The sequence below is a fragment of the Pedobacter steynii genome, assembly GCF_001721645.1.
Classification (GTDB): Bacteria; Bacteroidota; Bacteroidia; order Sphingobacteriales; family Sphingobacteriaceae; genus Pedobacter; species Pedobacter steynii_A.
Genome location: NZ_CP017141.1, coordinates 4,892,821 through 4,913,599 on the forward strand (window position 1 = coordinate 4,892,821; position 20,779 = coordinate 4,913,599).

At 41.8% G+C, this 20,779-nt stretch carries 21 protein-coding genes; 12 read left to right on the forward strand and 9 right to left on the reverse strand.

Going from position 1 to position 20,779, the window contains the following annotated elements:
* Entirely contained in the window at positions 1-546 is a 546-nt protein-coding gene (locus BFS30_RS20285; RefSeq protein WP_208602992.1) for a GNAT family N-acetyltransferase, read from the reverse strand.
* A gap of 161 nt (positions 547-707) precedes the next feature.
* On the opposite strand from BFS30_RS20285, the gene BFS30_RS20290 reads away from it, so the two are divergent.
* A complete protein-coding gene (locus tag BFS30_RS20290; protein WP_069380961.1) occupies positions 708-1,118 on the forward strand; it encodes an OsmC family protein in 411 nt (136 codons plus the stop codon).
* 107 nt (positions 1,119-1,225) lie between these two features.
* On the opposite strand, the gene BFS30_RS20295 is transcribed toward BFS30_RS20290, so the two are convergent.
* Positions 1,226-1,801 carry a GNAT family N-acetyltransferase gene (locus BFS30_RS20295; RefSeq protein ID WP_069380962.1) on the reverse strand — a complete coding sequence of 192 codons (576 nt, stop codon included), beginning with the start codon at positions 1,799-1,801 and terminating at the stop codon, positions 1,226-1,228.
* Positions 1,802-2,013: 212 nt separating this feature from the next.
* On the opposite strand from BFS30_RS20295, the gene proB reads away from it, so the two are divergent.
* From proB to BFS30_RS20320, 5 genes are all read left to right on the forward strand, one after another.
* Positions 2,014-3,048, forward strand: coding sequence for a glutamate 5-kinase (gene proB / locus BFS30_RS20300; protein ID WP_069380963.1), 1,035 nt, complete (start codon positions 2,014-2,016; stop codon positions 3,046-3,048).
* 5 nt (positions 3,049-3,053) lie between these two features.
* Positions 3,054-4,304: a glutamate-5-semialdehyde dehydrogenase gene (locus BFS30_RS20305; protein ID WP_069380964.1), complete on the forward strand. Its 1,251-nt coding sequence runs from the start codon at positions 3,054-3,056 to the stop codon at positions 4,302-4,304.
* A gap of 163 nt (positions 4,305-4,467) precedes the next feature.
* Positions 4,468-5,574, forward strand: a complete 1,107-nt coding sequence (locus tag BFS30_RS20310; RefSeq protein ID WP_237028620.1) for a sensor histidine kinase — start codon at positions 4,468-4,470, stop codon at positions 5,572-5,574.
* On the forward strand, positions 5,571-6,008 hold the full coding sequence (locus tag BFS30_RS20315) for a response regulator (protein WP_069380965.1): 438 nt from the start codon (positions 5,571-5,573) through the stop codon (positions 6,006-6,008). The genes BFS30_RS20310 and BFS30_RS20315 overlap by 4 nt, the downstream gene beginning before the upstream one ends.
* 31 nt (positions 6,009-6,039) lie before the next feature.
* Positions 6,040-7,053 carry a LacI family DNA-binding transcriptional regulator gene (locus tag BFS30_RS20320; protein WP_069380966.1) on the forward strand — a complete coding sequence of 338 codons (1,014 nt, stop codon included), beginning with the start codon at positions 6,040-6,042 and terminating at the stop codon, positions 7,051-7,053.
* 9 nt (positions 7,054-7,062) lie between these two features.
* Here the strand turns inward: BFS30_RS20320 and BFS30_RS20325 are convergent, their stop codons facing one another.
* Entirely contained in the window at positions 7,063-8,796 is a 1,734-nt protein-coding gene (locus BFS30_RS20325; protein WP_069380967.1) for a phospho-sugar mutase, read from the reverse strand.
* Between the two features lie 200 nt (positions 8,797-8,996).
* Here BFS30_RS20325 and BFS30_RS20330 point away from each other — a divergent pair, with 200 nt between their 5' ends.
* Positions 8,997-10,310: an aspartate kinase gene (locus tag BFS30_RS20330; protein WP_069380968.1), complete on the forward strand. Its 1,314-nt coding sequence runs from the start codon at positions 8,997-8,999 to the stop codon at positions 10,308-10,310.
* 11 nt (positions 10,311-10,321) lie between these two features.
* On the opposite strand, the gene BFS30_RS27800 is transcribed toward BFS30_RS20330, so the two are convergent.
* Complete coding sequence (locus BFS30_RS27800; RefSeq protein WP_157262985.1) at positions 10,322-10,498, reverse strand: hypothetical protein; 177 nt, start codon at positions 10,496-10,498, stop codon at positions 10,322-10,324.
* Between the two features lies 1 nt (position 10,499).
* Between BFS30_RS27800 and lysA the strand changes: the two genes are divergently transcribed.
* Entirely contained in the window at positions 10,500-11,657 is a 1,158-nt protein-coding gene (gene lysA, locus BFS30_RS20335) for a diaminopimelate decarboxylase (protein WP_069380969.1), read from the forward strand.
* Positions 11,658-11,720: 63 nt separating this feature from the next.
* Here the strand turns inward: lysA and BFS30_RS20340 are convergent, their stop codons facing one another.
* From BFS30_RS20340 to BFS30_RS20355, 4 genes are all read right to left on the reverse strand, one after another.
* Positions 11,721-12,605 carry a pirin family protein gene (locus tag BFS30_RS20340; RefSeq protein ID WP_069380970.1) on the reverse strand — a complete coding sequence of 295 codons (885 nt, stop codon included), beginning with the start codon at positions 12,603-12,605 and terminating at the stop codon, positions 11,721-11,723.
* A 72-nt stretch (positions 12,606-12,677) separates the two neighbouring features.
* Positions 12,678-13,058 (reverse strand): SRPBCC domain-containing protein, encoded by a 381-nt coding sequence (locus tag BFS30_RS20345; protein ID WP_069380971.1) that lies wholly within the window; start codon positions 13,056-13,058, stop codon positions 12,678-12,680.
* A complete protein-coding gene (locus BFS30_RS20350; protein WP_167353173.1) occupies positions 13,045-15,642 on the reverse strand; it encodes a DUF3857 domain-containing protein in 2,598 nt (865 codons plus the stop codon). The genes BFS30_RS20345 and BFS30_RS20350 overlap by 14 nt, the downstream gene beginning before the upstream one ends.
* 64 nt (positions 15,643-15,706) lie before the next feature.
* The gene (locus tag BFS30_RS20355) at positions 15,707-16,897 is read right to left on the reverse strand and encodes an acyl-CoA dehydrogenase family protein (RefSeq protein WP_069380973.1); all 1,191 of its coding nucleotides are present in this window, start codon (positions 16,895-16,897) and stop codon (positions 15,707-15,709) included.
* A gap of 135 nt (positions 16,898-17,032) precedes the next feature.
* On the opposite strand from BFS30_RS20355, the gene BFS30_RS20360 reads away from it, so the two are divergent.
* The gene (locus BFS30_RS20360; protein ID WP_069380974.1) at positions 17,033-17,416 is read left to right on the forward strand and encodes a dihydroneopterin aldolase; all 384 of its coding nucleotides are present in this window, start codon (positions 17,033-17,035) and stop codon (positions 17,414-17,416) included.
* Positions 17,417-17,503: 87 nt separating this feature from the next.
* The gene (locus BFS30_RS20365) at positions 17,504-18,901 is read left to right on the forward strand and encodes an FAD-binding oxidoreductase (RefSeq protein WP_069380975.1); all 1,398 of its coding nucleotides are present in this window, start codon (positions 17,504-17,506) and stop codon (positions 18,899-18,901) included.
* Between the two features lie 89 nt (positions 18,902-18,990).
* On the opposite strand, the gene BFS30_RS20370 is transcribed toward BFS30_RS20365, so the two are convergent.
* A complete protein-coding gene (locus BFS30_RS20370) occupies positions 18,991-19,482 on the reverse strand; it encodes an acyl-CoA thioesterase (RefSeq protein ID WP_069380976.1) in 492 nt (163 codons plus the stop codon).
* Positions 19,483-19,558: 76 nt separating this feature from the next.
* Here BFS30_RS20370 and BFS30_RS20375 point away from each other — a divergent pair, with 76 nt between their 5' ends.
* Both BFS30_RS20375 and BFS30_RS20380 read left to right on the forward strand, forming a co-directional pair.
* Positions 19,559-19,993, forward strand: coding sequence for an Hsp20/alpha crystallin family protein (locus tag BFS30_RS20375; RefSeq protein ID WP_069380977.1), 435 nt, complete (start codon positions 19,559-19,561; stop codon positions 19,991-19,993).
* Positions 19,994-20,077: 84 nt separating this feature from the next.
* On the forward strand, positions 20,078-20,695 hold the full coding sequence (locus BFS30_RS20380) for an N-acetylmuramoyl-L-alanine amidase (protein ID WP_208602993.1): 618 nt from the start codon (positions 20,078-20,080) through the stop codon (positions 20,693-20,695).
* Positions 20,696-20,779: the final 84 nt, after the last annotated feature.

Genomic DNA, 20,779 nt, shown 5'->3' on the forward strand with positions numbered 1-20,779 from the left:
TTATTTTCCCTCCACGGACTGTTTTTCCTCAATGGGAATCTCGAAAAGCGCAAGCTCAATGTCTTCATAATGCTTCGGCAATATGCTGGAAGCAGTAGGGATAATGTTTCCTAGATAACTGAACCCACATTTTTCATAATAGGCAATCAATCTGGGATTGTCGCCCCAGGTATCCATACGGATATATTCTTTACCCTTACCTGCAGCAAATACTTTTGCCCATTCCACAATTTCATTGACAAAATTGGCACCCCTGAATTTCGGATTGGTCACAATACGGTGAAGGTATATGGAAGGATCTGCGTCTTTCTCTTTCCAGATCAAAGGGTCATTGAAGTCTATGGCGAAGATACAGGCGATCTGTCCGTCGATGAGGATTTTCCATTGTCGCTGTTCGCTGAGTTCCCGCTCAATCAGGCTGCGCTCGAAACCCTGCCAGTGTTTATTAAATACGGTCTTCTGATAGGCAATAGCGGCATCGTATAATTCGAAAATCTGTTCTATGTCGTTTAAAGTAGAAGGAACTACCTGCATATTTTTTAACATGTTTCTTAAATTGAATTAATGACAAAAGTCGTAAATTTATTTTGAGGCAGACCGGTACAATTCCTGCTGATTTGAGCAGTACAGTTGTTCTTTTGTGTAGAACAAGGTTTTTTGTTTGCAAATGATAAATTTGATTTGAAACACCCTAAAAATAAATTGATATGAAACGTAATGCAACAGCCGTTTGGAATGGCACAATTAAAGAAGGTGCAGGTCACCTGAGTACGGATAGTAAGGTATTAGACCAGACGCAATACTCTTTTAACAGTCGTTTTGCAGATGGTATCGGTACCAATCCGGAAGAACTGATGGCGGCGGCACATGCCGGTTGCTTTACCATGAAATTGAGCCTGGATCTGACTGAAGCAGGTTTTACACCAGGATCTCTGGAAACCAAGGCGACCATATCCCTGGATAATGGTGTGATTACCAGCTCACACCTGGTTTTGAAAGCCAGTGTTCCAGGAATCTCAGAGGAGCAGTTTCAGGAAATTACAGCCGGAGCTAAAGCAAACTGCCCGGTAAGTAAAGCTTATGCCATGGAGATTACCCTGGATGCTTCATTGGTTTAAAACCAATCATGGTACCTGATCAGGGTACTTGTTAATGAATTCAGGTATTTTGAAACCCTCAGCTCCGGTCGTTTCGGGACTGACGGTTTTTTATTTGAAGTTCATTTTTAATACTGCTGTACCACAATGTTCCAATGCTGACTGCCGTCATGGTAAGAGCTGGCAACTTCAAATCCAGCCTTCTCATGTGATTTCATAGACACCAGATTTCTGGATACAATCTCTGTTACACATAGGGCATAGCGGTCTTCGACCAGGTTTTTTGTTTCCGCATATAAGCGATGAAGCAATCCCATTCCCCTGTAATCTGATGAAACACATACTTGTCCGCCGACGATATAACGGTACTCATTGAGTGCTTTGCCTTTATAACTGACTTTATCAAATTCATTGAACATGGGGATCAGCGAAGGTATTTTGTTCCGGAAACTCACTGGCATCGCTAAATTGTATCCAATCACTTTATCCTGATGCAGCGCGATTACCTGAGGCTCTTCGGCGGCCATTTCCTTCAGCAATTCCAATGTATGTTGTGCGAAGAGGAAACCCTGGTTTTCCTGATGCTCTTCAGGTACAGCAGCGAGGTGATTGGCCTTTTGCAAGGCCAGGATCTGTTCAAACTCCTGGTCAGTTTTTGCCGGCCGGAAAATGATCTCTATGTTGTTTTCTCTATTGGGCGTCATAATTCTTGTTTTTGCTTTTTATTCCCGAGGTAAAATAAAGAAATGCAAATCTTTTTGTACCATATCCGGACAAATTTTTGTTCAGATGATGATTTTGTTTTAAATGAGCGGGTTGATTGTAACGAAAATGATAAAAAATGCGGTGAATTGTCTATTTTAGGGTTTTTATCTAAAATAAACCTCAAACCCAAATAAAACTCAACCACAAAGAAATGAATAAGCCGATACTTGTTTTGAAATTAGGCACTGCTTCCATCACGACTTCAAAAGGAGAACTTGATGAGGGCGTCATTGCGGATGTTGCCGCTCAGGTAGCAAAGCTGGCTAAAGATTACCGGTTAATCCTGGTTTCTTCCGGTGCAGTTGCTGCAGGAAAGCAATACATCAGGAATTACAAAGGGAAAATCTCTGAAAGAAAGGCTGCGGCCTCGATAGGGAACCCCATTTTGTTAAATACCTATTCAAAACATTTTCATCCCTATGGCATTCAAATGGCCCAGAGCTTGTGCGAACGCCAGCATTTCTCTAACAGAACCCAGTTTTTGCAACTCAAAGATACTTATGAGGAATTGTGGAAGAACGGGCTGATCCCGATTGCCAATGAGAATGATGTGGTGAGCGACCTGGAGCTTAAGTTTTCAGATAACGATGAACTGGCCACACTATTGGGCGTTGGATTTGGTGCATCGCTGATTTTGCTGGGCACTTCTGTTCCCGGAGTATTGGATAAAGACGGAAAAGTAATTGATAAAATTGATTCCATTAATAATGATGTCTTTTCTCTCGCGGATAAGAAAACCTCCGACCTTGGACTGGGCGGAATGGTTTCCAAGCTTACATTTGCCCATCTGGCCTCTACAATGGGGATCAGGGTGGTGATTTTTGGCATCCGTACGCCAAACGGCATTCTGGATGCAGTAGAAGAGAAAACAGGAACGGTATGTACGCCTAAAATCTGTTCTATTTCTGCCAGAAATAAATGGCTGGCCAGCGGAAGTCTGGTTACAGGCAGATTGATGGTCGATGCTGGGGCCTGTGAGGCAATCAGGAAGCGCAAAAGTCTGCTGGCAGTTGGCGTGGTGGAAGTCGTAGAGCAGTTCGAAAATGGAGAAATATTTGAGATTGTGGACGACAAAAAAAATATTGTAGCAGTAGCCAGGGCAAAAGCATCTTCTGATGCGATCCTGAAAAATTTAAAACAACATAACCTCGAGATCGCCAATGCCAGCGATATCGTTATCCTGTAAAGCAAATGGAAACTATAGAAAATCAACTGATCAACGCTAAAAAAGCGAGGTATTCCATTGCTTCTTTAAGTGATGCCGGAAAACAAGAGGTCTTATTGCGTCTGGCCGCATTGATCTCCGGAAAATCAACGGAAATCATTGCAGAGAACTTAAAAGACCTGCAGAAAATGCCGGATACTGATCCTAAAAAGGACCGCCTGTTATTGAATGAGGCGCGTATCCTCGCATTGGTACAGGGACTTAAAGATGTGGCTGCTTTACCTGATCCGACTAATCAGGTGATCTCGGAACGGACGATGGAAAATGGTTTGTTTATTCAGAAAAAGACGGTCGCCATCGGAGTGGTAGGCGTTATCTATGAATCCAGACCGAATGTGACCATTGATGTGGCTTCTTTATGTATCCGGTCTGGAAATGTATGTCTGCTGAGGGGCGGACAGGATGCTTATCATACCAATCTTTTCCTGGTTTCCCTTATTCAGCAGGTACTGAAAGAATCAGGACTGGATCCGAATGTGGTACAGCAGTTGCCGGCAGAGAGGAAATATATTCTGGATATTCTGCAGGCCGAGAAATACATCGATGTGATCATTCCCCGGGGATCAAATGAACTGATTGAATTTGTCCGCAAAAACGCCCTTGTGCCGGTCATAGAGACAGGTGCAGGTGTATGCCATACTTATATCGAAAAAACCGCCAGACTGCAGACAGGGGCGGAGATCGTTGTCAATGCCAAGGTCTCCCGTCCATCGGTTTGTAATGCCCTGGATACGGTATTGGTGGATGAGGAGATAGCCGGAGATTTTCTGGAGATTTTATCCCCTTTACTGGCTGCTCATCAGGTTGAAATTTTTGCAGATGAACAGGCCTTTCATCTTCTGGAAAAGAGCGGTTATCCCCATTTGGTTCTGGCTGCGGCGGAAGATTTCGGAAGAGAGTTTCTGGATTATAAATGTTCAGTTAAAGTCGTGAAAAATACAGCCGATGCGCTGAATCATATTGCCGATTTCTCGTCGAAACATTCGGAAGCAATTGTGACTGAAGATTCCCTGCTGGCCACGCGCTTTCTGGAAGAAGTTGATGCCGCCGTGGTGTATTGGAATGCCTCTACCAGATTCACAGACGGACAGGTATTTGGCCTTGGTGCAGAGATCGGAATTTCGACTCAAAAGTTGCATGCCAGAGGACCTTTTGCCCTGGAAAAACTGGTAACAGAAAAATGGGTGGTAAGAGGCGATGGGCAAATCAGGAATTAACCTGTAGTTCCCCAATTCCCCACTTGGGAAAAAAGAAGGACATTTTTTTTAACTTAAATATCAGAAAATATCTGTATTCAAGTATTTATACCTGAATACAGGTATAAATACTTGTTATGGCTTGACTTTTGAATAAATCAGGAAAAAATTCATCTCCTGGTAAATGCAAAATAATTCAAGTAGTCCTCAGTCCTTACTTTTAAAAATGTTGGGAGAAATAGAGGATTACGCAATTCTGTTTCTGGATCAACACGGAAAGGTGGGCAGTTGGAATAAAGGTGCGGAAAAGATTAAGGGGTATTCTGCAGAGGAAATAAAGGGTATGGATTTCAGAAATTTCTATACGGAAGAGGCGAGGAAGAACAGGATTCCTGATCTTTTGCTGGAGAAGGCCACTCAGAAAAAAAAAGTGCAGCACCGTGGCTGGCGGGTCAGAAAAGATGGAGGGCTATTCTGGGCTCATGTGACGATTACCAGTATTTATGATGAAGATAATAAGCTGATGGGCTTTTCTAAATTCACCCGCGACCTTACTGATAAGTTAAACGCGGAGAAGGCGCTGAAAGAGTATGCCCGCTTATTGGAATTCAGAAATAAGGAGCTGGAACAATTTGTTTATGTCGCTTCTCATGACTTACAGGAACCATTGTTAACGGTAAACAATTTTATCGGCCTGCTGAAAAAGGAATATGCGGAACTGTTTGATGAGAACGGGAATTTATACCTGAAGTATATCTCTGAGTCTACAGAGAAAATGAAATATTTAATTAAAGGTTTACTGGATTATGCGAGGTTGGGAACACCTGCGCCCAGGGAACTGGTAAATTGTAACCTGATACTGGAAGAGTTGAAATCAGAACTTTCAGAGGAAATTGCAGCTTCGGGAATGGTGATAGAATACGATCATCTTCCTGTAGTGTATGGATATGGACAGGCGTTAAAACAGCTTTTTCATCACCTGATCAGCAATTCCCTGAAGTTCAGGAAAAAGGATGTGCTTCCTAAGCTTCAGATTACTGCCGTAGAGGATGAGCAGTACTGGAACTTTGATTTTGCTGATAACGGTATCGGGATAGAAGGAAAGTTTAAAGAAAAGATTTTTTCGATTTTCCAGCGTCTCCATAGTCATGAGGACTATGAAGGATATGGAATCGGATTGTCGCATTGTAAGAAAATAGTGGAGCTCCATGGGGGGGAGATCTTTGTTAAATCTGTCCTGGATCAAGGCAGTACGTTTTGTTTTAGCCTGAAAAACAATATATCCCAATGAAGAAATTTAAGGACCTTAACTGTGTGCTATTAGTTGATGATGATATCCCGACCAACTACATACACCGTAGAATAGTTCAAAACACCAATATTGAAGTCCATGTCAAGTCGATTACCTCCGCAAGGGAAGCCCTGGACTACCTCACATTTTCCGGTAAATATGAAAATGACGAAGACACCTCCAGACCGGGAATTATTTTCCTGGACATCAATATGCCAGGAATGAGTGGATGGGATTTTATGGAGGAATACAGCAAAATCGATGAGGCGCACAAGTCAAGGACAATTGTGATCATGCTGACCACCTCCCTGAACCCGGACGATGAATTAATGGCTTCTGCGAACAAAGAAATTGTAACTTATATGCATAAACCCCTCAATGAAGATGCTTTTGTTAAAATTGCAGGTAAATATTTTGAGGAGATTAACAATTAATTCTATAGATTGGCGGTAAATTAATTTACAAATGAAAGCTCCGTCTATTAAGGATATTGCAAAAAGAGCAGAAGTATCCATCACTACCGTTTCCTTTATCTTAAATGGCAAGGCCGAAAAGATGCGCATTAGCAAGGAGGTGATCCAACGGGTAGAAGAGATTATTAAGGAGCTTGGCTTTAAGCCAAACCAGGTTGCACGAAGCCTGAGGACTGGTAATACAAAAACCATCGGCCTGATTGTGGAAGATATTTCCAACCCGTTTTTCTCCGCTATAGCCAGGCTTATTGAAGATAAAGCTTATAAAAAAGGGTATAAGATCAGTTATTCCAGTACAGAGAATGATCCGGTTAAAGCCAGAGACCTGATCGAAATGTTTAAGTCAAGGAAAGTGGATGCCTATATTATTGCTCCTGTTCCGGGAATTGAAGAAGATATCAAAGAATTGCTTGCAGACCGCATTCCGGTAGTGATATTCGACAGGAACTTGCCTGATCTGGATGTGAACTATGTGGTGGTCGACAACTTTGAGGGTGGTTATTCTGCAACAGAATTTCTGATCAACAAGGGAAGAAAAAATATTGCTTTTGTAACGGTAGATGTGGAAGTTGATCAGATCAACAACCGTTTTCTGGGTTATGAGAAAGCATTGAGGGATCATGGAATCACTGCCAATGAGCGTACGCTGGTTAAAATTCCGTTCGACAGCACGGAAGAGGATACCAACCGAAGGTTAAAAGTTTTGTTTGAAGAGAACCCTCAGATTGATGCCGTATTCTTTTCTACAAATTACCTGGCCGTAAGAGGTTTATTTTTCCTTAAAACGATTAAGAAGCCGATTAATGATGGTTTTATGATTGTGGCTTATGATGACCAGGATGTATTCCGGATTCATACTCCTCCAATCAGTGTGGTTGATCAACCCATAGAACAGATCGCCGAAAAAATCATTGATATCATTCTTCAGGAACTTTCTGCGGATAGATCATTACCCCAGACTGAAAGAAGTAAGGTGATTTTACCTACTAAATTTATTGAAAGATGATTTAGAGGCTTAAGCCTCTAAATCATTCATGATCGCTTTAACCTTTTCGCTCAATCTGGCGTCAGTTTCTTTAAAGCTTGCTTTATCTTTTAGCGGTGCATTTACACTGCAATAGAACTTGATTTTAGGTTCTGTTCCCGATGGTCTTGCCGATACAATGCTACCATCAGCGGTGATGAACTGCAATACATCCGATTTAGGAAGTTCCAGTTTCTTTTTCTCTCCGCTGATCAGGTCTGTTTCTGTACCCAGCTCATAATCTTTCAGTGTTGCTACCTGAGCACCTCCAAGCGTTGCAGGCGGGTTATTTCTGAATTTCTCCATCATGGCTTTGATCTCTTCAGCTCCTGTTTTACCTTTTTTGGTAATGGACACCAGTTCTTCTTTATACAAGCCGTATTCTACATACATATCCAACATGGCATTGTATAAGCTGCTGCCTTTATCTTTATAGAAAGCAGTCATCTCAGAGATGAACGCACAGGAAACGACTGCATCCTTATCTCTTACCAATTCTCCGATCAGGTAGCCATAGCTTTCTTCACCACCTCCGATAAAGGTCTTTTTGCCTTGCAGGTTAGTCATCAGCTGGCCGATCCATTTAAATCCGGTAAGGGTATTGTAGAAGGTGACGTTTTTCTTTTTCGCAATTTCCTCAATCAGGTTACTGGTCACAATGGTTTTAACGATGTACTGATCGCCGGTAAGTTTTCCTTTTTCTTCCCATGCACTCAATAAATAGTTGATCAATAAGCTTCCGGTTTGGTTTCCGTTCAGCAATACAAACTGTCCGTCGTTATTTTTTACGGCGATACCCACTCTGTCTGCATCCGGATCTGTTGCCAATACCAGGTCGGCATCAATTTCTTCCGCTTTTTTAAGAGCCAGGGTTAAGGCTTCTTTTTCTTCCGGATTCGGATACACTACTGTAGGGAAATTTCCATCAGGTTTACTTTGCTCTTCTACAAGGGTCAGGTTGGTGAATCCAAACTGCGCCAATGCCTGCGGAACCAATGTGATTCCGGTACCGTGAATAGGAGAGTATACAATTTTAAGGTCTTTCTGACGGGCAATTGCTTCCGGAGATACCGATAATTCCGTGATTTTATCCAGGTAAAGCTGATCAATTTCTTCTCCGATCAGTTCCACATTCGCTTCAATGCGATCGAACTTCACCTCGTCAATGCTGCTGATTTTTGCCACCTCATCCATTACCATGGTATCGTCAGGAGCCGTGAATTGTCCGCCGTCAGCGCCATAGGCTTTATAACCATTGTATTCCTTAGGGTTATGCGATGCGGTTAACATCACCCCACTTTTGCAACCCAGTTCTCTGACTGCGAAAGAAAGTTCTGGTGTTGGTCTCAGTGCTTTGAAAAAATAAACGTGGATTCCATTGGCAGAAAACACGTCGGCAGTGATGCCTGCAAAATAATCTGAATTGTTACGGCTATCGTGCGCGATGGCCACTTTTACCTTTTCACCAGGGTATTTTTTCAGCAGATAATTACACAAGCCCTGTGTTGCAGTTCCGATGGTGTATTTATTGATCCTGTTGGATCCTGCACCCATGATTCCACGTAATCCTCCTGTTCCAAATTCCAGACTTCTGTAAAAGGAGTCTGTCAGCTCTGTAAAGGCTTCATTGTCTAAAAGCTGTTGGATTTCTTCTTTTGTTTTTGTGTCGTAATTACCATTAAGCCATTGGTTGATGGTGTCTAGGGTTGCGGCTTCTAATTGCATATGATTATGTTATAACTTTTGATCAGTTAGGGGATAAACAAAATTGCTTATACCATGTTTTGTGGAAAGACAAATAAATTGCATAATTCCAAATTTTATTTTGTGTATTTAGCGTTAAATATCAGCGATTTTTTTAATTTCACGCCCAAATACAAGTATATAGCCAATTTATCAAAAAATAAAATTCTTACCTCAATTAAATGAAGATATTAAAGTTTGGAGGAACTTCCGTAGGAAGCCCTGAGCGCATGAAAAAGTTGCTGGATATCATTAATCCGGCCGAAGAGCAAATTGTGGTCCTATCAGCCGTGTCTGGTACAACCAATAGTTTAGTGGAAATTTCAGGCAAACTTTTAAAGGAGGATAAACAGGTGGCGTTAAGCTTAATTAACGCATTGCACCAGAAATATAATGAATTTGTGGCTGAATTACTACCTGAAAACGAATTCAGGGAGCAGGGACAGGAAGTGGTAGACTATCATTTCGGTTTCTTAAGCTCATTGGTAAACGATCTTTTTACTCCGATAGAGGAGAAAGTTGTACTGGCACAGGGAGAATTATTGTCGACCACCCTATATCATATTTACCTGAAATCTATCGGTGTAGCATCAGTATTGCTTCCGGCCCTTGATTTCATGAAAATCGATGAAGACAATGAGCCTGATGTTCCTTATAGTACCAAACACCTGCAGCCTTTACTGGAGCAGCATAAGGGAAATAAGCTGTTCATCACTCAGGGATTCATCTGCAGAAACAGCTTTGGTGAGGTCGATAACCTCAGACGTGGCGGAAGTGATTATACGGCTTCCTTAATCGGTGCGGCGATCCTGGCAGAAGAAGTTCAGATCTGGACAGACATCGACGGGATGCACAACAACGATCCAAGGATTGTGAAGGGAACCAAACCGATCTCTCATCTTTCTTTTGATGAAGCTGCAGAGCTGGCTTATTTTGGGGCAAAGATTTTACATCCGCAGTCGGTATTCCCGGCTCAGAAATATAAGATTCCCGTTCGCTTATTGAACACGATGGAACCACAGGCTGCAGGAACCTTGATTTCTACAGACAGTGAAAAAGGAAAGATCAAATCTATTGCGGCAAAAGACGGCATTACAGCAATCAAGATCCAGTCGAGCAGAATGTTATTGGCTTATGGTTTCCTGAGAAGGGTATTCGAAATCTTTGAAAGGTACAAAACGCCGATCGATATGATTACCACTTCAGAGGTTGCCGTTTCTTTAACCATAGATTTCACCGATAATCTGGATAAAATCGTAGAAGAGCTTCATGCTTTCGGTTCAGTAGAGATCGATAACGATCAGAGTATTGTGTGTGTAGTAGGAGATTTCAGTGCAGATAAGCATGGTTATGCTGCCCGCGTACTGGATTCTATCAAACACATTCCGATCCGTATGATCTCTTATGGAGGAAGTAATTACAACATTTCCCTGCTGATCAATACCAAAGATAAAACAGAAGCTTTAAAGAGTTTACATAACCGTTTGTTTGAATAGGGAAGCTGCTTTTAGCGCTTTCTTAGCCAAACGATGATGGCAAAGATAATGATGACCAGTGCGAAGAAGAGCCTGACCCTGCGGTCGTACTCTTTACTGCTCATCTTATTGTTCTTGTAATCGAGATAATTGCCGAAATAGATTAAACTCAAAACAACGATAAAAAATATAATCAGATACTTGAACATTATGTTTTCCGATAAAGATATAGCACGTTTCGCGAATTTAGAAACACCCTTTTATTATTACGACCTTAGTTTGTTGCAAAAAACGTTAAACGATTGCGCAGCGGCCGCTAAGGTATATAATTTTCATGTGCACTATGCTATGAAAGCAAATTTCAATCCCGCTGTTTTACAAAAGATCAAGGCTGTTGGCTTTGGTGCAGACTGTGTGAGTGGAGGGGAAGTAAACAAGGCAATCGAGATCGGTTTTGATAAAAAGCAGGTTGTTTTTGCGGGAGTAGGTAAATCCGACCGCGAGATCAATGCCGCATTGGACCACGATATTTTTTGCTTTAATGTAGAGTCTATCCAGGAGCTGGAAGTGATCAACGAACTGGCCGGAAAGAAAGGAAAGCTGGCAAGGGTGGCGATCCGGATCAACCCCAATGTAGATGCACATACACACCATAACATTACCACAGGATTGGATGAGAACAAATTCGGGGTTAATTCCTGGGATTTACCTGCCTGTGCAGAAGTATTGAAGAAAAGCCCGAATCTTGAATTTATAGGGATTCACTTCCATATCGGATCGCAGATCACGAACATGGATGTATATAAAAATTTATGTGTGCGCGTTAACGAATTTGCCGTATGGTTTGAAGAACGTGGTTTCATCGTAAAAGTATTGAATGTGGGTGGTGGTTTAGGAATTGATTACCACAATCCTGAGCAACAGGTACCTGATTTCTCCGCTTATTTCAAAGTATTCCAGGAGTTTCTGGAAGTAAGGTCTAACCAGGAAGTTCATTTTGAACTGGGAAGAGCTTTAGTTGGTCAGTCTTCTTCATTGATCAGCAGGGTACTTTATGTGAAAAACGGAAAGAAAAAGAACTTTATCATTCTGGATGCCGGAATGACGGAGCTGATGAGACCGGCTTTATATCAGGCTTACCATAAGATTGAAAACATTTCTAAGCTTTCTGTGGCGGATGAACTGAAATATGATGTTGTTGGGCCGATTTGCGAGAGCACCGACTGCTTTGGTAAAGAAGTGGAATTGCCGGAAACTTTCCGTGGAGACCTGATTGCCTTACGCAGTACAGGTGCTTATGGGGAGGTAATGGCTTCGCATTACAATCTAAGAGAGAATGTAATGTCTGTTTACGATACTGAAGGATAGTCCTTTTTGGATTTTAGCAAAAAAGCGCCTGTAGAGATTTCTACAGGCGCTTTTTTGTTGTTGTTACTTTTTAGGGTATTCCGGCAGGGGTACAAATTCTATATCATCTCCGGGAATTTTAGGGAAAGATTGTGCTTTCCAGTCTTCACGGGCCTGGTTGATCATTTCTTTATCTGAAGAAACAAAGTTCCAGTTGATGTGACGGGGTTCCGGTAATTCTTCTCCACCAAAAATATAAAGGGTCGTGCCCGCTTCAATTTCAAATTCACACAATTTACTGTCCTGCGCCACCAACAGCTGTTTGGTTCCGAAAGAAGTTCCTTCGGCGTTGATGCTGCCATTTAAAATGTATAAACCGCTTTCTCCATAAAGGTGTTCTCCTATTTTCACATGTTGTGTGGTTTCAGATTTTATTTCAATGAAGTAGAGCTTACTATATACTGGTACCGGAGATTCTTTTCCAAAGGCGGAGCCGGCAATTAGTTTTATTTGCAGGTTGTCCTGCTCCCAGGTTGGCAATTCCGATTCCTCGACATGAACAAAACTGGGTTCAGTCTGTTCCAGTTCTTTAGGTAAAGCAATCCAGATCTGCAGGCCATGAAGGGTATAGGCCTTATTTTTTAAACGTTCAGGTCTTCTCTCGGAGTGAACAACGCCTTTTCCTGCGGTCATCCAGTTTACCGCGCCTGGTTTGATCTCTGCAACTGCGCCAGTACTATCACGGTGCATGATGGCCCCTTCAAATAGAAAAGTCAAGGTCGATAAACCGATATGCGGATGTGGCGGAACATCCACATTTTGTTCTTCGCTGATGGCAACAGGTCCCATATGGTCAATAAAAACAAATGGGCCCACATGACGTTTGTCAATGAAAGGGAGTAGACGGCCAACCATAAAATTGCCGATACTCGCTGCTTTTTCCGGGATAATGATTCCTATATTAGACATAATATTTTTTTAAACTAAAATACAAGATTGGGGAGGCTTAGTTCATTATCATATGTTAAGAAATAAACCGTGTTATTCTTCGAAAAAGTCAATCAGGCCGCCGAAGTAATATTCGGTTAGTCCGGATGTGAAATCTTCATAATCTTCATCAGGGATATTGGTTTGTACAAATTCCAGAGAAGTTCCTTTTTTGTCGGTATGGAGTTTAATGGTCACAATGGAAGGTTCATTATCCTCTCCGAAATACCATTGCTGAACAATCTTTTTGCCATATTCAAATTCCAGGTTTTTCCCTACAATATCGCCATCCCAAAAGGAAAATTCTGTATTTACCTCTTCTGTAAATTCCGCTTCTGAACCTGTCCACAGTTGAATGCTCTGTGCTTTTGTCATCGCCCAATACACCTCTTCAGGAGGGGCAGGGAGGTAATAATATTTTTTAAACGTTTTCATTGTCATTAGTTTTTTGTTGTTGGGCAGCGATTGCCTGATGATTGTAATGTTTAATCATTTCGGTGCGCCATTCTAATTCTGAGTAAGGAAAGACAAATGTTTCTTTTACGCGAACAGACTTCTTTAAATATAAAATCCATACAAAACACCAGGTTATGGAAATGAGTATGGAGGAAATTTCTTTCCCTACCACAAATGCTCCGATTTCGTGTTTGAGCAGGAGGTAAATACCGGAACTCAGAACTAAAAAGCAAATATATCCAAATAAGAGGGGAATGTAGAGCGCGGGAAAGTTTTTGCGCCTTTTAAAAAGCAGAAATATGCCTAAAATCGAAAAACAAAGTAATGCAGCAAAGCCGAAGGCTTGTAAGATCAGCATGATTTTTACTGTGTATGTTCTCCAGATACTTTCGATACTCAGGTTTTTCCAGACCTGATAATCCCAGATGCCGAAGGTGATGATCCTCCCGAATAACCCGATCGGAAGAAGTATGGCATGGATCGCAAGCACGATCAGCCAGCCCCGGATTGGTCTTGCCTCCTGTAATTGCTGTAAAGAGTATTCAGATTTAGCCTGGTAAATTCTGATGGCGTAGATAAACAAAATAATCAGGGTAATGATACTGATGACCGTTAAATAAGGATTCCCCCTGCCAACGGTATCTGCAGCTCCCCAGCTGATGTAATAATTGAGTTCATCGCTGACTTTCTCGCGGTCTTTTGCATAAGTTTTTACTGCAGCGCCTTCTATAAAGTTTTTCTTTCCCAAAAAGCTGTATTTGAGCAGAACTGTTTTTTCTTTTTGATGACTGGTTCTTTCAAAGCGGAAAAAGTCGTTTTCAAATTCAACCGGTTCTAATCCCAGGTCCCATTTTTCCGGGGTCGTGATCTCAATAGACTGCTCTATATTTACCGGCCATTTTAAGGATAATGGAGCTTTTCTTGCCTTTGCAGGGATATTTCTCATTTCTGACAAGATCAGATCCGCGATGAAAGAAACGTACGGGCGGCCATCTTCTGAATCTGTTGCCCAGATATCGCCGATCTCATAGCTTTCTGTAATTTCCAGTGTATTTGTTGCTTCGTTGTCTTTGATGGCCAATGGCTGGGCTTGTTCAATGCTGCTGTACATCTTGGAATAGTACTCCAGATATGATTTTTCCAGGTCATCAGTTCCTGTTTCCGCCAGTTCAGATCTGGTATTGTCGGCATAATTGCCCGTATAGGTCGTCTTAATGATCAGCTTCGCTTTATGCTCGGCAGTCGTATCCGGCAGCGTAAAGCTAAGTTTGGAAACCTGTTTTCCGGTTGGCTTGCTGATTACTTTCTCCAATGCATTGACCCCTTTTTTGAGGACAAGCGCATACCCATAATCCGGGAAATATATTTTATCTGCCGGCCCTCTCTGGTAAGAGATAGTCGGATCAATCCAGATTTTCTTTTGATGATGTTCGACTTGCACTACCACATGATTAAATGCAAAAGGACTGGGCAGACTTTCATTGGTTTTAATGGTGGTATAGGTATTGGCATAAGCCATATAAGCCTGGATATTCATTGGAGCCAGTAAATGGACCAGTAGGAGGGACTTGTCCTTACAGTCACCATAGCGCTGTTTCATTACCTTCTCCGGCGAGTTTGGTTTATGAGAATACTGTCCGACTTCAATTCCCATATACCGGATTTCGTCCTGTACAAATCTGGTGGCCAGTTCCAGGTATTTGTCGGCATTATTCCCTGATTTTGCTTTTAACTCCTGAACCTTTTTATCCAGTAATGGTGAGTTCAGTTTCGGATAATCGTTGATCGATAAACCCCAGTTGACCACTTCATTCCAGTTTTTATATTCTGTAAGCTGCGTGCTTTTCAATGGGCTATACCAGGAAGGTTCAAAATCGGCAACCCGATGGGTTTTTGTCAAACGGTCTTCCCATTCATATAGTTTAAGTCCGTCTTTCTCCGAGATCTTTGGCTGCGTATTGAAATTGAAGTTTTTCAGATTAAATGACCTGTTTTTGCCAAAGATGATATTGGTATAGAGCTGACCGATGCTGCTGGCCCCTTCAAAATAAAAATGAGTGGCATACTGCTGCCCAAAGATTGGATTCTGGCCTTTGAGCGTATAGGCATATTCAATCCGGTCTCCTTTTCTGACATCATCCAGTAAGAGGAAGGCGTTGTAAGTTCCGCTATAAATGAATTTAGAAAGGTCTTTTTCCGTTTGAAGTACTTTAAACTTATGGGATTTCAGGAGGTCTACCGATTGGTTGTTTCTCCATAACAGTACTTTATGGAAGATCAGTTTCTGGAAGCCAGGTTCATAGGTTACCGAGACTTCCGATCCGTTTTGTACCCCTGCGTCGGACACAATTTCCCGGATCACATGCGTAAACTCTTCCTGCAGCTCTATCTGGTTCTGGTTTTCGTACAGGGATAAGAAGTAACCATCGGAAATGTCTTTGGCGGGAGGGGTAGCTCCTTTGCTGTTTGTTTTGACAATCCATGAAGGATCTTTCGGGTCTATTGAAAAATTTTTCCCTTGTCCGAATGTGGTACCAATAGCTATAAAACATAAAAATGCCACTAGTGGCATTTTTATGTTTTTGTAAAATAGAGTAGAGCGCATCTATCTGAAATATGTGGTGTGTCTATTTGAACGCGTTTATTCCGGTTACGTCCATACCGGTAATTAATAAGTGGATGTCATGCGTACCTTCATAGGTTACTACAGATTCTAAGTTCATCATATGTCTCATGATCGAGTACTCGCCTGTAATCCCCATTCCGCCCAACATTTGTCTGGCATTGCGGGCGATATCCAATGCGATTTCCACGCTGTTTCTCTTGGCCATAGAAATCTGTTCGGCAGTGGCCCTGTTTTCACTCTTTAGTACTCCTAAGCGCCATACCAGCAATTGAGCTTTGGTGATTTCGGTAACCATTTCCGCCAGTTTCTTTTGTTGCAACTGGAATCCGCCAATCGGCTTGCCAAATTGAACGCGTTCTTTGGAATAGCGTAAAGCAGTATCATAGCAGTCCATTGCCGCACCCAATGCACCCCAGGCGATGCCATAGCGTGCCTGATTTAAGCAGCCCAATGGTCCTTTTAATCCGCTGATTTCAGGGAATAGGTTTTCTTTAGGAACCTTTACATTGTCAAATACCAGTTCGCCTGTCGCAGAAGCCCTTAAGCTCCATTTGTTATGCGTTTCAGGTGTGCTGAACCCTTCCATACCTCTTTCTACCACTAAACCTCTGATCTTGCCCGACTCGTCTTTTGCCCATACCACAGCGATATCAGCAAAAGGAGCATTGGAGATCCACATTTTAGCTCCGTTTAACAGGTAATGGTCGCCCTTGTCTTTTATATTCGTTACCATGCCACCAGGATTCGATCCATGATCCGGCTCGGTTAATCCGAAACAGCCCATGAGTTCTCCTGTAGCCAGTTTTGGCAGGTATTTTTTGCGTTGTTCTTCTGAGCCATAAGCATAAATCGGATACATCACCAATGATCCCTGTACGGAAGCGGTAGACCTGATTCCGGAATCTCCACGTTCAATTTCCTGCATCAGGATACCATAAGCAATATAGTCCAGTCCGGCGCCACCATATTCTACAGGGATGGTAGGTCCGAAGGCACCAATTTCGCCCAGTCCTTTGATCAGGTGTTTGGGGAATTCGGCTTTCTGTGCATAGTCTTCAATAACCGGGGTGACTTCTTTCTTCACCCAGTCTCTGGCCGCAGAGCGGATCAGCTTATGTTCTTCAGTAAGTAATTCGTCGAGTAAATAATAATCAGGAGCTTCGTAAAGGTCTTTTTTGGCAGATTTATTCATTGTTTACACTATATTTGGTTAAGTGATCAGCTGTCGCTTTTGTTTGAACATGGATTTTTCAGGTCCCGTTTGCTTCAAAGGTAATAATTTCGAGGAATGGCTGGTAAAAACCGTTCAAAAAATTAATTTTGCCAAATGAGCACAGCAAAAAGCTATATTCAAACCGTTGCCTTAAAAGATGTAAAATGTCATGCCTTCCACGGATGGTATCCTGAAGAGCAGAAAACAGGGATTTACTTTATGGTCGATGTAGAGGTTACTTTTGTCCATTCGGGAGACACAGAAAACTTAAACCATACTGTAAATTATGAGGTCCTGAATACCATCATCCTGGAAGAAATGAGTAATACCCAGAAGATGCTGGAGACCGTAGTGAGAAGGATTCTGGACCGCATCATTGCCAATTATCCTTTTGTGCTGACTGCGCGCACCGGAATCCGGAAAATGAACCCGCCAATGCCGGGAGAAATCGGGCATTCTTTTGTTCAGCTGAGTTATACTGCTCCGGAGCAAGTTTAATCTCTTTTTATCATCCTCTTTCTATCATTTCATTCTAAATCATTCTAAAAAAATACCAGTTTAAAGCCTAAAAAAACCAAATATATAATGGAATACACTAAAATAACTTCAGACCTACTGGAGCTGATCAAAGCAGCTGTTGGTGCAGAAAGTGTTTTTACGGATCAGGATTCGTTGAACACTTATTGTCATGATGAAACTGAAGATTTGAAATATTACCCTGAAGTAGTGGTTAAACCTAAAGATACTGCTTCGGTGGCCGCGTTATTAAAGTTATGTAATGAAAAACATGTTCCTGTAACCCCTCGTGGGGGCGGAACCGGATTGAGTGGTGGGGCATTGCCTGTTTTTGGAGGGGTGTTGCTGTCTATGGAGAAATTCAAACAGATCATTGACATTGATACTGAAAACCTGCAGGCGGTGGTTGAGCCTGGTGTGATTACCGAGGAATTTATGAATGCAGTTGCCGAAAAAGGATTGCTTTATCCGATAGATCCATCCAGTAAAGGGTCCTGCTTTATTGGCGGGAATGTTGCTCATGGCTCTGGCGGACCGAGAGTAGTGAAGTATGGCACCATCAGGGAATATATCCTGAACCTGGAAGTGGTTTTGCCTACAGGAGAAGTGATCTGGACCGGTGCAAATACCCTGAAATATGCTTCCGGTTATAACCTGACTCAATTGATGATCGGCTCTGAAGGGACATTAGGTGTGGTTACCAAGATTGTCACCAAATTGATTCCGAGGTCTGAGCACAGTGTGCTCATGATGGCTTCTTTTTCTGAAAATGAACAGGCCTGCGGTGCGGTATCCGCCATCTTCCGGGCAGGGGTGATTCCTTCTGCACTAGAGTTCATGGAACGAAGAGGAGTAGAGTGGGTGATTGAATATGACGACATTAAATTTGATTTGAAAGATGGGGTCAATGCCTTTCTTTTAATTGAATTTGACGGTGACGATATGGACAGCATTTTCAAAGACTGTGAAAAAGTAAACGTGGTATTGGAGGAATTTGGCTGTACCGATGTGCTTTTTGCCGATACTGCGGCACAAAAAAATGAGCTTTGGCGGATCAGGCGTACCATGCCGGAATCGGTAAAATCCAACTCGATCTATAAAGAAGAAGATACCGTAGTGCCCAGAGCGGCCTTACCTCAGCTGATTAAAGGGATTAAAGAAATTGGCAGCAGGTATGGTTTTGAAAGTGTTTGTTATGGACATGCCGGTGATGGAAACCTCCATGTCAACATCATCAAAGCCGGGATGAGTGATGAGGATTGGAAAAATAAGCTCAAAGACGGCATTGTGGAAGTATTCGAGCTGACCAGTGCATTGGGCGGAACGATCTCCGGTGAGCACGGTATCGGGCTGGTGCAAAAGGACTTTATGCCCATCAAATACAGTGAGATTAACCTGAACCTGATGCGCAGTATAAAGAAAGTGTTTGATCCTGCAGGTATTTTAAATCCGGGGAAAATCTTTTAGAAGCCCAGGGACAATATAAATCCATTTCTGTGGATTTTTAAGCCTTTGTGTGGGATAGTTTTTTGAACTGCCTACACAAAGGCTTTCTGTTAATTCCCTTCCAGTTGTTCAAAGGAAATCATTTTTTCTCTTTCATTTTCAGGTATGGGGGCTGCAGTTTTACTTTGATAATCGAAGGCTACACAAACTGTTTTTCCTTTGCTGCATACCACTTCTTTCCCGAGTACCATTTTTACCAACAGGTATTCCAGGTCGAAACTGCTTTTTCCGATCCGGGATGTTTTTACATACATGCTGATTTTATCGTCTATAAACACAGGGGTAATGTAATCCAGGCTGGCCTGCGCAATCACCACCCCGGTTTTTTTCCAGTCCCATTGAATGGCCATATTCCAATACTTGGACCGGGCAATCTCCATGTAGGTAAAGTAGACTGCATTGTTCACATGGCCCATCATATCAAAATCGGCAAAGCGGGTTTCAATCTCAGTTTTATACTTAAAACTGTCTAAATGGTTGATGATGTCTGCCTTTTTGTCTTGTATTTTTGATTTACTGCGCCAAAATGTCTTAAAATTCATAGAAAATAGGGTTGGTATAAGTGTTGATTAGATGCTTAGTATAAAATTAAAACTTAAATAATAGGAGAAATAAACAATGACACTAGTAAAATTTAACAACAGAACCAGAAACACTGCACCTTACTTTAACAACGTATTTGACTCTTTGTTTAGTGAGGCATTAAATAAAAATTTAACTGTAAACAAAGTTCCCGGAGTAAACATTCTGGAAACTGAGACAGATTACAAGATTGAATTGGCTGCTCCTGGTTTAACTAAAGAAGATTTTCAGATTAACCTGAAGAAAGATACCCTTTCTGTATGGGCAGAGAAAAAAGAAAGCGAAACTGAAACGAAAAAAGATTATACCCGTAAAGAATTTGATTATTACTCTTTCGCAAGATCATTCGTGTTGCCTGAAAGTGTAGATGCAGAAAAGATTGCTGCTGAATACACCAATGGAATTTTAAACATCACGATTGGTAAAAAAGACGAATCTAAGTCCTCTACAAAAGAAATTAAAGTTTCGTAAATAAGAATTTCATAATTGGTTTGGTTTAAGGTTGTAAGGGCATATCGAAAGATATGTCCTTATTTTTTTGTTAAGCAGAACAGAGTGGAGAGGATATTTGTTGCTATAGAAATCCCTTATTACATGAAAGCAATCGGAAAATTCATTTTACTGAAGCCCGAAGAATTTGATTCCTGGCTTGAGTTACAAAAGACCAGCAGAGCGATCAGGCTGGTTCAATTACATCATACCTATATTCCCGCCTATAAGCATTTTAAGGAGAACAATCATTTTGCGCTTTGTGAAGCTATGGAACAGGCCCATCTGGAGCGGGGTTTTGCAGAGATTGCACAGAACTTTACCACTTTCCCTGATGGGAAAATCATGGTTTGCCGGAGTATGAACATCATACCAGCCGGAATTAAAGGAGCCAACAAGAATGGAATCTGTATAGAGAATGTTGGAAATTTTGATAAAGGCAGAGATGTGCTCAGCGAATTACAAAAAGGCACCATTTTATCGATAACCAAAAGTTTACTGGCCCATTTTAAGCTGATTCCAAATGATCAGACCGTTGTTTATCACCATTGGTATGATCTGAATGCTGGAAAGAGAATCAAGGTGGAGGGGATCGGGGTGACTAAAAGCTGTCCCGGGACAAACTTTTTTGGTGGGAATACCGTAGCTGATTTTAATGCGTATTTGTTGCCTTTGCTGAAATAAAACCATGTCATCAACTCATTATTAAATTGGCAATATCAATTCGCAAAGAGTTGGATCTTGCTTTTAATTCACTGAGTTATATGT